Origin of the sequence: Micromonospora sp. LOL_025, from assembly GCF_048060285.1 — a bacterium.
In the GTDB taxonomy this organism is placed as follows: Bacteria; Actinomycetota; Actinomycetes; order Mycobacteriales; family Micromonosporaceae; genus Micromonospora.
In genome coordinates this window covers 54,121-69,551 of the sequence record NZ_JBHMIR010000023.1, presented here as the reverse complement: position 1 = coordinate 69,551, position 15,431 = coordinate 54,121, and the positions used below count along the sequence as shown (strand labels likewise).

Sequence of the window (15,431 nt, the reverse complement as noted above, 5' to 3'; positions counted from 1 at the left end):
GGGCCGCGCCTCACCCGCTCAAGCCGTCAACTCGTGGCGCCGAAGCCCCTCGGCCACAGACAACGCGTTCGTAGAGCAGGTCCTCGGCGCCAAGCATCTCGCGCTCGACTGCCTCAGTCAGATTGCGGTTGTCGATGAGTATCCCGAATTCGACATTGCCGTTCTCTGCGCTCCAGGAAAAGTTCGCGCTACTCACTAGCAAAAAGCGGTGATCGATCGCGATGAACTTGGCATGATTACGGACTCGGACACCGTTGAACTCCCTCGTTCGCAGGACGAGCCCGGGGTGCAGATGCTTAGCCACCTCGGTGGTGGTCGGGGTTGAACGGCTCGGGCCGTGGTCGGCAGCGGCAGTGTCGACGTAGACCCGCACGGCCAGTTCCGGCCGCAGTGCCGCGCGCCGAAGCGTTGCCCATAGTGCGGACGAACGCTGGAAGTTGAAGGTAGAGCAGGTCACAGATTGCCGAGCATCTTCGACGAAGTGGCTGACTGAGCTGGTGAGAGGTCCGCCTCGGGCGACGTGCCCGGGCATTGTCCACAGCGCAACAGCTGAATTTGGCGCCGTACGCGCCCCCTCGATCGCTCGGAGCACAGCGATCAGAGAAATTTTAGGGTCTTCGCCCATCAAAGACCGAACTTCGGCACGGCGTCCGGCCGGGATGGCCTTCAGCGCGACGGTCAGGGTGTCGCCGTCGGCAAGCCGGCCCGCGACCTGTCTTGCCTCGGTGCCGGTAAGCAGTTCACCGAGGCGGCGGGCGGCGGAAGCGTCAATCGATGTCTCCGAAGAATCCAACGCGGCTCCCGGGAAGGTTGACGAGCAGGCGGCGGTCCAGGAAGCGGTTCGCGCGTTCGCAGGACGTTTCGGATGCCATGACGCAGCAGTGGCACGCCGCGCCGTGGAGGAAGTCCTCGGACTTGTCGGGCTGGCGCATCGCGCAGATCGGGTCTGAGGAGCATCGCGTTGCGCGGTAGAGCGCGTTGGCCACGACTCGTTGCAGTCGGGCGGGTTCGCTCTGCTGGACGAGTCCGCCGAGGGTGCCGTCGCTGTCGGATGCCGTGGTGCAGATCAATAGGCCGACCGCCGCCTCGCGGTTATTCGTTTCCGGCCAGGCATAGAGGCGTTCGCTCAGGCTCGCGGCAGAGTAACCACTGGTCATCGCCAGTTGCCGGATGAGTACGTGAGCCAGCGTATGGACCAGCCAGTACCGGGGCGGTTTGAGGCGCGAGTCGGCCTTAACATGCTTCGCAGTTTCCGAGAAGCGCCTCTCGAAGTTGCGCTCGTGTGCCTCGCGGTGAGCCTCCCAGAGCTCGGTCGCGAGAATGCGCTTCTCCCAGACGGCGACGGCCTGCTCGTTGAGCTGGAGGAAAATGCCTTCCCCGCGGTCCTCGGTGGCGACCGTCCAGGCCGGACGTGGGGCGCGGGCGAGCGGGGCTAGACGCTGGGGCAGGTCGCCGGCCCGGTCCATGTCGTCGATACGCGTGAACCCGACCAGGGCGTTGACCTTCCGCAGCCGTTCGACGGCCAAGACCCGCACGATCTCGGTGCGAAGGTCAGCGTCGCGGTCACGCCTAGAAAGTGTCAGTCCGCTCGTCTCGTCCTCGTGGCGCAGACCGAGTGGGTCCTTCAGTAGGTAACGCCATTCGGGGACGAGCAGATCAACTGGATCCCAGTCGCGAAGCCACGCCTCCTGCTCCTCGGCCGACTCCGGGGGCGCCATCGAGGCGGCAACAGCGTCGTTCAGCTGTTCGTCGGACAGTTCTGAGATGTCGACCTTGCCGTCGAGCACGTCTCGGAGCGTTTCGAGGTCGTCGCGGTACTTGGCTAGCTTGTCGCCGAGCGCGACGCGGATCCGGTTGGCGAGGTCGCTGGTGCGTTCCTGCTGGGACTCCGGCATCACGATGATCGACTGGGTGGCGGGGAACCACAGGTTTGACGCGCCGACGAGCATGAGCCGGGTCTTGTTGCGGCATCCCTTCGGCTCGAACGCGTCGAGGTGGGGATGACGGCCGCGGCAGTTCGGCAATTTGCTACGCCCGGCCTCGCCCTGGGCCTCGTTCATCGGTCGGCGCTGTCCGCAGGACTCGCAATGGATGACCGCTGACGCGCCCTTGCCGGCGGTGCGGTCAACCATCTTCAGCGCCGGTATCTCGACCTCGGGACATGCCTTGCCGTGATGCACCCACAGGTCGTACGGGAACTCGTCGAGGTGACCGTCGACGCAGGCGAGCAGGTAGCGGGCAGGGACAGCAGTCCGACTGGTCGCCTTGCGGCTACCGCCGCCTTTGCGTCCGGTGCACTTTGCGTGTTCGAAGCACGCCAGATCGGTGCGAAACGGGTGGGTGTTGGTGTAGGAGAACTGCGAGAGCAGCCCGAGCATGTCGCAGCCGGTGCAACGAAGCCACTGCGGGAAGACCCGAGCGGGTACGCCAAGGTCGTTGCCCTCGGTGGACAGGCTGATCTTCTTAGGCTGCCATGGATGAGGGCGCAACTGGACGTCACGTGAGCGTAGGAGTCGGGCAACCACCTCCCGTAGCCGCGGCGCGCGGATCTGTGGGATACCGTCGCGGCGGCGCCAGATCCGGTCCCAGTCGTCGAGTCCGGTGGGCATGATCGTGAACTGGGGCAGGTCCATGATCGAACCGGGCCCGTAGGTGTAGAGCAGCGACGACGGGCGGCCGGAGCCGACCTTGGCGCGGTTGTGCTTGGTTGCCTTCTCGGCTTCCTTCTCCGCGTCGCCGAGTGGGTCGACGGCCGTCGCTGCGTCGTAGACGAATCTGGCGACGTCGGTCATGACGTTCCGCTCTCCTCGGGCAGTACCCATGTCGGGGCGCCGGGCGGCGCGATGTAGAACAGGTTTTCCTTAATCGGGCTCACCAGCAGATTGATCTCCGGCTGCACCTCGCGCATGGAGTTGGCCACCACGAACGGCGGCGCGTCCCGCCCGTCGGCCCGGGACCGGGCGTTCTCCGCGCTCATCATCAGCGTGTCCTGGCGGCTGTCATCGGCAACCTTCTCGTAGACCAAAGACTTGCGCAGGTCGGCCACGTGCTTACGGCGCTTGTCCCACTGGTCGAGCCGGTTGAGTAGCCGCTGCCGCGCCCGGTCCGCCGAGTCCTCGTCCGAGGCGTTCAACACCCGGTCGACCAACGCGTCGATCAGCTCGACCGCGAAGGTGCGCTGGCCGTCGATCCGGCCGGCGCTCTGCTCCGGCGACAGTCCCTGCGCCTCGGCTGCCTGCACCACGCGAGCGGCGCTCAACAGGACCCCGTCGAGCCCGCGTTCCAGCGACGTCGTCGAGAAGGGAGTTACCGACAACGCCTCGACTTGGGCGTAGAAGGTCTCGTGGTAGTGGCGGAACTGCTCGAAGTGGGCCAGGTCGCGGGGCCGTGCCCAGTTGCCCAGCGAGATCACCAGACCGGGCCTCTCCGCGTCCCGGCCGACACGCGAGGATGCCTGGATGTACTCGGCGGTGTTCTTCGGCTGACCGACGACCAGCATGAGCCCGAGCCTGGTCACGTCCACACCGACCTGAAGCATCGATGTGGCCAGGACCGAGTCGTACGGGCTCACGTCCCGGGCTGGCACCGGCTTGTGCGCCTCGCGCAATGCCCGAAGCTCCCGCTTGCCGGCGGTGGAGTCGAACTGCGCGTCGAACGGCACCGCCATCTGGTCCAGGGTGGCGGTGATGTCGGCGCTGGAGACTCGGGACGTGAGTTCGGCGACGTTGAGCGACCCGAAGTTCGTTCCGGTACGGCTCGGCAGCAACGACCAGGGACGCCTCTTGGCTAGGGCGGTCTGGATGTCGTCGCCCATGTATCGGGCCATGCCGGCGAGCTCCCGGGTGGCGCTGAAGTAGCCGACCAGCGTCATGTACGGGTCGGCGACGTCACCGCACCGGTCGAACAGCAGCTGCGCGCCCGCCATCAGCACCTCGGCAACCCGGATCTCGGCGGTCGTCAGGCGGACCCCGGTGGTGGACAACCCGACATAGCGCCGGCCTGGGAACTCCTCGGAGATCTTCTCCTCCTTGGAGAAGAAGGTCTTCCCGGCATCGAGGACCTGGGGCGGGAAAATCGTGACGTCCCGGCCGTACAACGCGCGCACCTGGTCCGGGGCGTTGCGCGCGGTCGCTGTAGAAGCGACCACCAACGGCCGCACCCGATCACCGGCTTCCGTCCGCCAGCCAGCCATCACGTCGATGGCCACCTCGAACAACCCGACCGTTGTCCCGAGAGCACCGGTGATCAGGTGCAGCTCGTCCTGAATGATGAGGTCGGGCGGCCGCAATCGCGACGTCGGGTGCACGGCCGCCTGTGGGAAACCGTCCTTGCTCCTGGGGTGTTTGCTGCCGTCCTTGATGTCGCAATGCCGATAATCGGTGTGCACGAAGCCGTGCCGCCCGCAGTGCCGCGACACGTAACCGAACAGCGACGCCGCCTCACCCTCGCGGGCAAGGCGGGCGAACTTGTCCACCGTGGCGATGAGGAAGGCGGGCGCGAGCCGGTAGATCTCCTCGTCGACGGTGAGGACCGGCAGGCCATCCGGCACCTCGCCACCCTCGGCGAACGGACAGCGCGCCAGGTCATCGCCGCAGTACACGAACACCCGGCGGATCCCCTCGGCGGCCCGCACGTTCCGGGCGCTGATCCGGCTGCCGCACCAAGGGCACCGCTGGATCTGCAGGACGGTCAACCGGTATCCGCCGCCGCTCCGGTTCGCCCGATTGAGCTGCGTCGCGGCCTCGTCGTACCGCTTCGGGCTAACATCCGTGCCCACCCACAACCCGATCCGGAACGGTTCGGTCCCCCACGTCGCCTCATCCTCCAGGCGAACCCGTTCCGCGGCGCACACCAGCGTCGTGGCGCGTTGGAACTGCTGCGCGGTCAACAGCCGCAGCGTGTACCGCATGAGCACCGCCACACCGCGCCCACCGTCGAGCGGCCCGTCCGGGGTGTCGACGATGCCCTGCCGGCGGCGGATAGCGAACGTGTACGCGGCCAAGCCGAGATACGCCTCGGTCTTGCCGCCACCGGTCGGGAAGAACAACAGCTGCGCCTTGGCCAGATCCCCAGAACGCCGCGGCGCCGCCGGATCACTCAACAGCGGAAGCTGCATCAACACGAACGCGAGCTGGAACGTACGCCATGAGTGCGCCTTCGGCCCCTCTGCGAGCACCGCCTTCCGCGCCTGCTCGATGCTCTCCGTCGGATTCTTGGCCCGACGCGCGGCGACCTGCGACTGGACGCGCTGGTCGGCCATCACCCGGTTCATGAACCGGAAGCACCGCAAAGCCTCGGGATCACCGAGCAGATGGTCCAGCCCACCAGCGAGCTGCTGCTGAACCCTGCCCGCCTCCCGAACCGCGTCCAGCCCTTCACCACGGAGATGATCGGGAAGCGCCTCGGCCTCGTTCTTCTGCCCTTCCAGCCATCTGGCGTAGCCCTTCACGATCGGCTCCAAGCCGGCCCGCAGCTCCTCCTCGCCCGCCGACTCCAGACGCTTCATATCCAGCAGCGCCGCACCGATCTCCTCAGCGGTGGTTTGCGGCGTCTGACACGTCGGCAACCAGGTCGTCCATACCGCACGCGCCCGCCGCGCGCCGTCGCCCACGGTCCAATCGACCGAGCAGGTGCGGCCCACGGCGAACTCCAGCCGGTCCCGATACTGCAACCGCAGCCGGCGCAGCTCGTCATCGCGTTCCGGACGCGTATCGATCAACGGATCGGAGACCGGCAAGAAAACATCCTCGCCGCCTGCCTCCACCCGCAGCTCGGTCTGGAACAGCCACGCGTTCACGGGAATCTTGCGCGGGGCGACCTGGTCATTGCACAGCGCGATCTCGATGAGCCGGCAACCACGCTCCGGATCGTCATGTCGATCGATCCGAAGCACTACCTTGTCCTTCAACGGCACCGTCGTGGTCTTCTTGGGTGCCAGGCCCGCGACGACGACCTTCGCCGGGATCTCGACGGGAGTGCGCTTGTAACTGCGCATCCCAGCCTTGCCGTCCTCTCCCTTCTCCTTGATCGGCTCGTAGACACCCCACGACGCGGTCACCGTGAACTCCGCGACGTCCAGAGGAAGCTGACAGCGCAGACCCATGGACGCGGGAATCATCAGCCCGCGCTTCTGCGGCTCATCTTCGACGGCATCCTCGTCGGCACCCGCGCCGCTCTCCTCAACCGCGGTGACCGGAACCCCACGGCTCTCCAGAGCGTCGAGGGCATCGCCGACATCGGTGACGGCGTCGTCGGACTCCGCCTCCTTCGGATCGTCATTGCCCGCCTTGAGCCGCTCCGGGGCTATCCGACCCACGAGGTACACAACGTCAGGCGAAGCGTCGAGCACTTCGTCAGGACCGTTTGCTGGGCCTAGGAGCTCACGCTCGAGTATGTCGACCAGATCTTCCCGCGCAGTCCACGACCGCCCATCCGGCTCGTACTTGAGCTGATACTGCCGGTCCTTAGGTGCCTTCTGCGGGGCGCTCACTCGTCGTCCCCGTCAACGTCGTCGTCCTCGGCAGGCGGTGGCGCCGTCCCTTGCGCCGCCGCGCGGCGGTGGTTCTCCTCTAGCAATCGATCGAGGATTTCGACGCGAGCAGCAGGACTCACCGTCCATCTTGTCATCTGTCGGTACGTGTGGAAACCGTGTTCCAAAGGTACGTTCGACCAGCCGTAGGCGTTCATGACCGCCTGGTCGAGGTCGACATGAATCTCCCGCAGCCGGGCGACATCGCGGTCGGCCGAATCGGATGCGTCCGGGTTATTGACGAGGTTGTACAAGTCCGTCAGACCGATAACCCTCCTTAGCATGATCTCTTTCCGCTCCGCTTCGAGAGTCATCCCGACCCGAGACAGCGACAACGACGGCGCAGGCCGCGGAAAAGTCTCGAATACATGCGCCGGGGTGTAGCGGGGATCTTTCCGCATACTGTAGCCGTACTTGATCGCCCAGATTTGATGGAGGCTCGACGACAGTATAGCTTGATCCGAAAAAGAACTCAGCGCGAATACGTCAACTGTATTGCCGTAGATCTTATCATTAGTCGTTCGGAACGGCATAACGGTCTTGCTCGTGATGGTGAGAACGAGCAACTCGTCCAGATCTCGCACCGCCTTCCGCAATGCGGGACGCCCTCGCTCGTAAAGCCACCACGGCGCGTTTCGCATGGCGAGAGCTCCCGTCTCTCGCTGAGGCTTTACGGTGTCCCGGACCCGCACGTACGGCATTTCGAACTTGCGGGCCTCCTCCTCCGTTCGATCTTCGAAGTCGATGATCCAGCGGGACGGCTCCCCATCCGGATGGCTCGTAATGTCCTTTCCAATTAAGTACGGATGGAGAACCAGCGCGTTCCGCGGATCGGAGTCGATCCACGCCCGCGCCTCCTTTGGAGAAAGGATGAACCCCTCACCGTTTGGCTTGCAACCCTCGAATGCAATATTCAGATTCTCGACCAGTCGCACCGGAGAACCAGTTACGCGACCCATGGGTTCGAGCAACGTCGTTATCTGCGCGACCTCGATGTCGTCGGCTACTCGAGGTACCTTTTCGGACACGGAACCGAAAGTTCCCCATACCGCCGCGTACTCGACGTGAGCTCCGGCGGCAGGCCACGCCCTACTTTGGATTGCGCGCGTAATGGTGAACCCGGCCGAAGCCATCCGGTCGAGGCTGACCTCGCGACTCTTCGTCTGGGCAATGCTGTTGGTCGCGATGAGGCCCAGAGTGCCGTGAGTCACGAGCAGCTTCATGGCGCGCAGGAAGAAATAGGCGACGAGGTCTGCCTTGCCTCGGTGCCCGCCGGCGATGACGTTGACCAACCAGTCTCGGACGTTAGCACCAGCCGTTCCGGTGATGTCCGACCCCGCGACGAAGGGCGGATTGCCGATGATGGCGTCGAAGCCGCCGCGCTCTATGACGTCAGGAACGGCGAGGATCCAGTGCAGTGGCTTCCAGCGGTCGTAGTCGGTTTCCACGGTCGGGGTGAGGCCGGCGTTGAGGATTTCGTCGAGCATCTTGCGGTCCGGTGTGCCGCCGGGAGCGGGGTAAGCCTGCTCAATGGCGATGATCAGGTTTTCGTATGCCTCGCGCAGTGCCTTGCCAGGCTTGCCGCCGAGTCGCAGTCCGGCTGCAACCACCGCGTCGGCGCTGTCAGTGAGCTGCGCGATGAGCTGCTGATAGTCGCGCCACTGCCGCCGTTTGGTGGTTGCCGAGCGTTGCGGGTCGCTGTCGTCAACCTCGGTGGCAAGTCTCTGGCGGAGGCGAGCCGCCTGGCGGAGCACTCCGTCGACGTCGAGTTCAAGGAGGCTCGGCTGCTGGGGTGCAGTGTCGGGGTTGATGTGTTTGAGCTTGAGCTGCCGGGCGTCGGTAAGGCCAAGCAGGGAGTTCCCGTGCAGGATCTTGTCGTCGACGAAAGAAAACGGCAACTTCGGGTCCAGTGACACCAGCCAGAGCGAGAGCTTGCACATCTCGACGGCCATCGCGTTGATGTCGGCGCCGTAGAGGCAGGTCGCCACGACCGTGCGGATCGCGTGGGTTTGCTGTTCGTGCGGCGTGCCGACCGCGACGCCCTCGATGCGCCACGCCTCGACGAGGCGGGCGGCGAGGTAGCGGGCGGCGGCGACGAGGAACGCGCCGGAGCCGCAGGCGATGTCGGCGACCTTTAGGTCGAGGATGCGGTCCGACGACACTGGTACCCAGCCGTCGACCTGCTGATGTGGTCCCGGGTCGTAGACGAGCGGTTCAAGGGCGTAGCGGACGACCTCTTCGGCGAGTGAGCGCGGGGTGTAGTGAGCGCCGGCCGATGCCCGCGACGGTGTCTCGACGACGAGGACTCCGCCGGGGACCACGACGAGAGGGCGGTTGCGCAGGTCGCGACGGATGATGCCGATGAACGGGCGGAGTCGGTCCCGTAGCTGCTCGTCGGTGGTGACCGCGCGCAGCGCGCGTTCGGCGTCCTCGACCTTCGCGTTGTCCCGGATCGCTTTCGTGAGCGCGGACTTGGACGGTGCGGTGGCCGCCGGCTGGCGTTCCTTGACCCACGCGAGGATGGCGTCGGCCAGGGTCGTGTCCGTCTGCCTCTCGACGGCGAGCGTTTCGAGCAGGGCGAGGGGGATCTCGGGTTCCTCGCCCTCCTTGCCGATGAGGCCGACGATGACCTCGTCGACCTGCGCGCTGGAGTAGCCGAGCAGTCCCTCGTAGATGTAGCCGATCTGCTCGACGTCGATGTCCCGGAAGGAGATGCGGCGGGCCGGCTGTCCCCTGAGTTTGGCAACCTGGACGGCGTTCAGGACTTCCAGCATCACCCGGTCGCTGACGGTGATGGCGAGAGTGCCGCGTTCGTTGCGGGCGGTGAGGAACGGGAAGCGGCTCGAGTCGAACAGTGACCCCCCGTACGAGGGAAGACGGATGTCCTCAAACGACGAGCCGTGAAACAGCGCCTGCGAGGTGGCCAGGAGCCGGTGCCAGGTGAGGTGAGTGGCATCAAGCGCCTCAGTGCCACCCGGCTCACGGGTCCGGGCATCGAGGGCATCCAGCTCTTCGCTGATGCCGTAGCCCGCTGCGAACAGCCGTCCCTGGGGCAGCAGGCCGCGTTCCTCGGCGAAGAGCAGGAACACCACCCGCATCATCACGGTGACGGCAGCCTCGTACACGTGGGCGCGGTTTTCCGGTAGCGGATCGGGGTCGGCGTCGATGGCGGCTTCCGACAGGGCTTGGACGAGGAGTTCGACGGCGCGGCGGACCTGGGTGCCGAGTGCCTCGGTGATCTCTTCGGCGGCGGCGACGGATTCGCCGAACAGTTCGGTGAGCCGGTCTTCCGGTTTGCCGCCGACGAGCCGGCGGCGCTGGAGCAACTCGATGAACGCGTTGCGGGTGTGGGGTTCCTCGATCCAGGTCTGGGCGTCGACGATGCCGGAGGCGACCATGGTCTTCTCGCGGGCGCTGACGATCGCCCACCAGCGGCCGTCGGTGACAACGCCGATAGGGACCTTCGCCGCGCGCAGCAGGTCGTCCATGCGGTCGATGGGGCTGGTGGCCCAGCCGTCGTCGAGCGGGTCGCACAGCGAGTCGACCGGGTCGGTGACCAGGACCAGCGCGCCGGTCAGGTCACCGTGGACAAGGGCGCCGTCAGGACGTACGGTCACGGCGTGGTTGGGTGAACGCACGCTCGCGATGCCGGTCTCGGTGCGGTATGAGTCGCCCCAGCCGAAAACGTTACGCACGACGACGTCGACCCAGGTGTCGCGGGCCTGGCGGTAGAAGGCCAGGGCTGCGGCGTCGCCGGGGTGCTTGTCCCAGTTCTCCCATGCCTTCTCGAACGCCGGCTTGGCGTCCTTCAGCGCGGCGAGCGCGTGGCGTTCCGGCTGTGGCATGCCCTGTGGCCAGACTCGCCGCAGCGCCGGCACGGCCAGGAACGGGCCGTCGGTGTCGACCAGTTCCAGCCACCCGCGGTGCAGGTCCGCGGCGGTCGGTGCGTGCTTGCGGTTCATGCCGCCACCCTTCCGGCCTCGGCGTCGGCCGGGGTCAGCGCGAAGACGACCGCGGCGGCGGAAACGTGCGGCTTGATGTCGCGGTATCGCTCACGGATGGCGGCGATCTCGCGCTGTTCCTCATCGTCCAGGCTCGCCAACCGGTCCTCCATGGCGCGCAGGTCGCGGCGGCGCTGGGCCTGCTGGTCGTCGGTGAACAACAGTTCTTCCTGGCTGCGGATCTCGGCGGTCAGCCGGTCGCGGGAATCCTGCAGGTTCGTCCGGAACGCGGCGAAGATCTCCCGGGCGCGGGTGACGTCGGAGTCCCGGCGTGCCTGCAGCGCCTCGGTGACCTTCTCCTGCCGGGTCTCGGCCTTGCGGGCCATCGCGGTCAGCAGGCGGGTGCGTAGTCGGGAGTCTTCGGCGTTCCACAGGTCGGCGAGGGCGGCGCGTACGGGTTCGTCGGCCAGGGTGAGGTCGTGTGCGTCGAGGGTCTCGTCGAGGACCTGTTCCACTTTGGCCTCGGCCATCGCCTGGCCGTGCACCCGGATGCCGGTGAGGAACACCTCCTCGTGCAGGCGCAGGCCGCCCCGGCCGACCAGGACCAGGCGGGAGACGGCGGCGACACAGGACTGCGGCAGGCCATCGACGATAACCGCGGTGACCCGGTGGACCGGGGAGTCGACGCTGAAAAGCGCGCTGCGCAGGACACGCGCGGAGCGCTGCATCAGGGCGTGCCCGAGGTGGATGTGAACCAGCTCCTTGTGGCGGCCCTGTGCGGCCTTGTCGTCGAACGTGATCGGTCGGGGCACGCCGGGCTCGCTGCGGGTATCCAGGCCGCGCAATGCCGACTGCCACGCGGAGCCGAGGTTGGGTACGCGGAAGACCTCGGCGTCGAGGTCCTGCGCGAAACTGTCGTCCGGTACCAGCGGTGGCTGCGCGGTGAGTGTCAGCGCGGCGTCGACGACCCGGCGGGCGTTCGCGGCCGTCAGATGCATCTCCGCCTTGCGGACGTCGTAGTTGCGGGACAGTTCGGTCAGCTGGCGGTTGAGCGTGATCCCACCGGCGAGAGCGCGGGTGATCACCGCGTTCCCGTCGTCGGGGACGGCCGGCCTGCTTCTGCGGCCGGCCGCGGCCGGATTGAAGTGGTCCTGCACGGCGGCGTCGATGACCTGGTTGACCGAGCCCAGGTCGGCCGCGACCGTGCCAACCTTCTTGGCGATGTGCTCGATCAGGAAGTTCACGTCCCGCGCGTACGCCGTTCCGGTCGAGTCCGGGACGAGCTGGTAGATCTCCGGTGTGTGGTTCTGGCCGTACCGGTCGATACGGCCGATCCGCTGCTCCAGCCGCGACGGGTTGAACGGGATGTCGAAGTTGACCAGCCGGTGGCAGTGGTCCTGCAGGTCGATGCCTTCGCCGGCGGAGTCCGTGGCGACCAGCACCCGGACCGGGTACTTCGCCGGGTCCTTGGTGAACTGGTCGCGGATCAGTTCCCGCTCGTCGGCCGGCGTCGAGCCCTGAATGGTGGCGAGGACATCGCGGTAGCCGCGCTGGGCCAGCACCCGGGCGATCCAGTCCAGCGTGGCGGCGTACTCGGTGAACACGACGACCCGCTCATTGGTGAACGCCTTGCCGTCGGGGCGGCAGATCGCATCAAGGAAGCCGATCAGCGCCTCCAGGCGGGAATCCGGGCGGTGCTCGTAGCGGCGGCCCCAGTCGACGAGTTCGTCGATCTCGTCGTTGGTCGCCGTCACGAGCGCATGGGAGCCCTTGCTCTGCCGCAGAGTGGTGAACTCGGGATGCTCGACGTCGCCCTCTTCCTCGTCGGACTGTCCGCTGCCGAGCACCTCCTGGTAGTACTGCTCCTCGTCGTCAACCGCCAGCCGGCCGCCGTCAGTCGCCTCCTCATACAGCTCCAGCGTGCGGGCGAACGCCCACGGGCTGGACAGGAACCGCTTCTTCAGCAGCATGGCCACGATGCCGCCAGCACCCGACTTGCCGTTGGCCCGAGCGCTGTCGGCAAGGATCCGAGTGAGGGTGCCGAACTGCCGCTGCTCCTCATCGCTCGGGGTGAACACGATCGGTCGGAGCACCCGCCGGTGGAAGCCCTTCTCCGGCAGATCGGTCTTCAGCCGGCGGACCGCGATGTCGCGCAGCGCGCGCTCGTCGAGGTTGGCGCCCCGGGTGAACCTTCGCCCGTCGATCATCTCCAACAGGGCGGTGAACGACTCCGAGTACCCGTTGTGCGGGGTAGCACTGAGGAAGAGCCGGTGCTCGCACCGCTCGGCGAGCGCCTTGGTCGCCGTCGTGCGGTGGCTGTCCACGGCGTAGCCGCGCCGGCCCGGCGCGGTGGTGGGACTGGCGGGTGCGACGTGGTGGGCCTCGTCGACCACCAGGACGTCAAAGGAGAACCGGCGGGCCGTGGTGGTGTCCGCCACGTCGGCGTACACGTCCCGCAGCAGCCGCTGGGCGCGCAGCGTGGGCAGCCACGACATGCTGACGATGACTCGGGGGAACAATCGGAAGGGGTTGGCGTTCAGCCCGTGACTGCGCCGGACGGTGGCCATCAGTTCGCTGTTGACGATGACGAAGTCCAGGCCGAACTTCTCGCGCATCTCATCCTGCCACTTCAAGGCGAGGCTCGGCGGGCACACGATGATCACGGTGCGGGCGCGGTGGCGCAGCAGCAGCTCCTGAATGACCAGGCCGGCCTCGATGGTCTTGCCCAGGCCGACGTCGTCGGCGAGCAGCAAATTGGTTCGTGACGACTGCAGCGCGCGCCGCAGCGGCTCCAGCTGGTACGCCTCGACGTTCGCGCCGCTGCGGAACGGGGCCTGGTACGAGTTCGCGTCCGCCGAGGTGACCGCACCCCAGCGCACCGCGTCGACGAACGCGGCAAGCGTGTTCGGGTCGTCGAACGCCTCCGGACTCATGGTCTCGGGCAGTCCCTGGTCGGGAGCGACCGTGTGGCCGACCTCCAGCTCCCACACGACCGCAAGTTCCTGGCCGAGGCGGTCCTCCTCCAGCGATTGGAGCGCCACCACGTGCGTCAGACCGGCTGCGCCCTCGTCCGCGGGGCTGCGGGGCAGGCCCTGCTGGCGCACCTCGACCACGGCCCACGTCGAACCGCGCACGGTGACCACCTGGCCCGGCTCGGGCAGGAGCGGCACGGCGAATCCGGGCCCGCTCCCGGTCCGCTGGTTAGCCATGATCGTCACGTCAGTGTCTTCCCCTCGTCGCTCACCGTCCGCCATTCTCCACAGGGCTTGCGATTTTCGCAAGGCCGCAGATAAGATCTGCCACATGTCAAGCGTTGCCGAGCGAGTCCTGGGCCTGATCGAGGCATCCGGGATGAGTCGTCGCGCCTTTGGGCAGCGCATCGGCCTCGACGAATCGAAGATGTCGAAGTCACTCAGCGGTGCCCGCCGGTTCTCCTCGGTCGATCTCGCACGCATCGCCGAGCTATGCCAGGTCACGGTCGACTGGCTCATCACAGGCGACGAGCCGCCGCTGGCGATGGCTGCCCGAACCACCGGTGGTAGCGCCACCAAGGCGATCACCGCAGCGCGGCGATACAGCACGTTGCGCGCCGATATGGCGTCATTCGGCTACCCGCAGCCCTGGCGACCGCTGACCGTGGGTCCCACGAACGGCGGATACGCGGATCAGGGGCGCCGGTTGGCTCAAGCAGCCCTCACCCGCCTGACGCAGGCGGGTCGGTCGGTCGCGACCGGCAACCTGGCCGACGTGATCGAGGCGGTGTTCGGCGCCGACGTCGCCGTCGTCGAACTAGGCCCGGGGTTCGACGGCCTAGCGACCTCGTCCGAGCACGTCAAGCTCATCCTCCTGGCTACCTCGCACGTGCCCGCCCGGCAGCGGTTCACCCTCGCCCACGAGCTGGCCCACCTGCTCACCGACGACAACCAGGACGTCCATCTTGACCGGGACGTCTACGACAAGTCGCAGGCCAAGGACCCGAGCGAAATGCGGGCCAACGCCTTCGCCGCTGCCTTCCTCATGCCCGAGGACATACTGCGCGCCGCCGCCGGCACCACCGGCTTCACCGATGACACATTCGCTGCCCTAGCCTGTGATTTGATCGTGACGCCGTCCGCGTTGGCGTACCGACTGCTGCAGCTACGGCTCATCGACGCCGGAACCTGCGACCGCTTCAAGTCCCTGACCGCCGCCAAAGCAGCGCACGTAGCCGGCCGGGGCGAGGTGTTCGCCCACCTGGTCACCGAGACGGCCCGACCACGCCCGCCCGGGCTTCTCGTCCGAGACACATACGCCGCCTACGAAGCCGGCGCGGCGACCCTGCGCCCCTACGCGAGCCTACTCGGCGTCGATGTCGACCAACTCAGGCGCGGGATCGAGTTGGAGCACGGAACTCACGATGCCCCATGAGCGAGTTCCTGTTCCCGGACAACACCGTCCTGTGTAACTTCGCCGCCGTTGACCGGCTCGACCTGCTCAAGTCGGTGCTCAACGGACGGGGGCGCTGGACCGAAGCGGTCGCGTACGAGGCAAGCCGATCGGCGAGCGTCCTTTCCGCCCTGCACCGCCTGGCCTCGGAAGGCTGGCTGGGCGAGGCGATCGAGGTGACCGACGAGTCCGACATCCAGCAGATCAACCGCATTCGGCGGGCGGTGCTCGGCGGCACGGACGATAAGCCGCTGCAGCACCTGGGCGAGGCGGAAACCTGCTACGTGATTGAGCACTGGCCAGAGCTGGCCGGCTCATGGTGGATTTCGGACGACCAGGAAGCTCTGCGGCTCGCCCGCTTCCGCGGAATCACCACGCGCGAAACGATCGACCTTGTATCGATGGCAGTCCTCAACGGTGATCTGCTCACCCGCGAGGGCTTCACGTTGATGCAGGCCATGTCTCAGCAAGGACGGCGCCTCCGGCTACCCGCCTCGGCAGCCGACCTCACCCGCTGAGAACGATCGATTACCGTA

The 15,431-nt window shown here is 66.9% G+C and carries 7 protein-coding genes; 2 read left to right on the top strand and 5 right to left on the bottom strand.

Features of this window, described 5'->3' with window-relative positions; all coding sequences use genetic code 11:
- Window positions 1-10 precede the first annotated feature (10 nt).
- Genes drmC through drmD form a run of 5 tightly spaced genes read right to left on the bottom strand, consistent with a single transcriptional unit; the run spans window position 11 to window position 13,850 of the window.
- A complete protein-coding gene (drmC, locus tag ACFHW0_RS23810; protein ID WP_416610952.1) occupies window positions 11-793 on the bottom strand; it encodes a DISARM system phospholipase D-like protein DrmC in 783 nt (260 codons plus the stop codon).
- Window positions 768-2,792, bottom strand: coding sequence for a DrmB family protein (drmB, locus tag ACFHW0_RS23805; RefSeq protein WP_416610950.1), 2,025 nt, complete (start codon window positions 2,790-2,792; stop codon window positions 768-770). Before drmB ends, drmC begins: the two co-directional genes overlap by 26 nt.
- On the bottom strand, window positions 2,789-6,490 hold the full coding sequence (drmA, locus tag ACFHW0_RS23800; protein WP_416610948.1) for a DISARM system helicase DrmA: 3,702 nt from the start codon (window positions 6,488-6,490) through the stop codon (window positions 2,789-2,791). Before drmA ends, drmB begins: the two co-directional genes overlap by 4 nt.
- Window positions 6,487-10,491 carry an Eco57I restriction-modification methylase domain-containing protein gene (locus tag ACFHW0_RS23795; protein WP_416610946.1) on the bottom strand — a complete coding sequence of 1,335 codons (4,005 nt, stop codon included), beginning with the start codon at window positions 10,489-10,491 and terminating at the stop codon, window positions 6,487-6,489. The genes drmA and ACFHW0_RS23795 overlap by 4 nt, the downstream gene beginning before the upstream one ends.
- A complete protein-coding gene (gene drmD, locus ACFHW0_RS23790) occupies window positions 10,488-13,850 on the bottom strand; it encodes a DISARM system SNF2-like helicase DrmD (RefSeq protein WP_416610944.1) in 3,363 nt (1,120 codons plus the stop codon). The genes ACFHW0_RS23795 and drmD overlap by 4 nt, the downstream gene beginning before the upstream one ends.
- On the opposite strand from drmD, the gene ACFHW0_RS23785 reads away from it, so the two are divergent.
- Together ACFHW0_RS23785 and ACFHW0_RS23780 are read left to right on the top strand one after the other, a co-directional pair.
- On the top strand, window positions 13,822-14,877 hold the full coding sequence (locus ACFHW0_RS23785) for a helix-turn-helix domain-containing protein (protein WP_416610942.1): 1,056 nt from the start codon (window positions 13,822-13,824) through the stop codon (window positions 14,875-14,877). The two genes, drmD and ACFHW0_RS23785, sit on opposite strands and share 29 nt — an antisense overlap.
- On the top strand, window positions 14,874-15,413 hold the full coding sequence (locus ACFHW0_RS23780; protein WP_416610940.1) for a hypothetical protein: 540 nt from the start codon (window positions 14,874-14,876) through the stop codon (window positions 15,411-15,413). Before ACFHW0_RS23785 ends, ACFHW0_RS23780 begins: the two co-directional genes overlap by 4 nt.
- The last annotated feature ends 18 nt before the right edge of the window (window positions 15,414-15,431 follow it).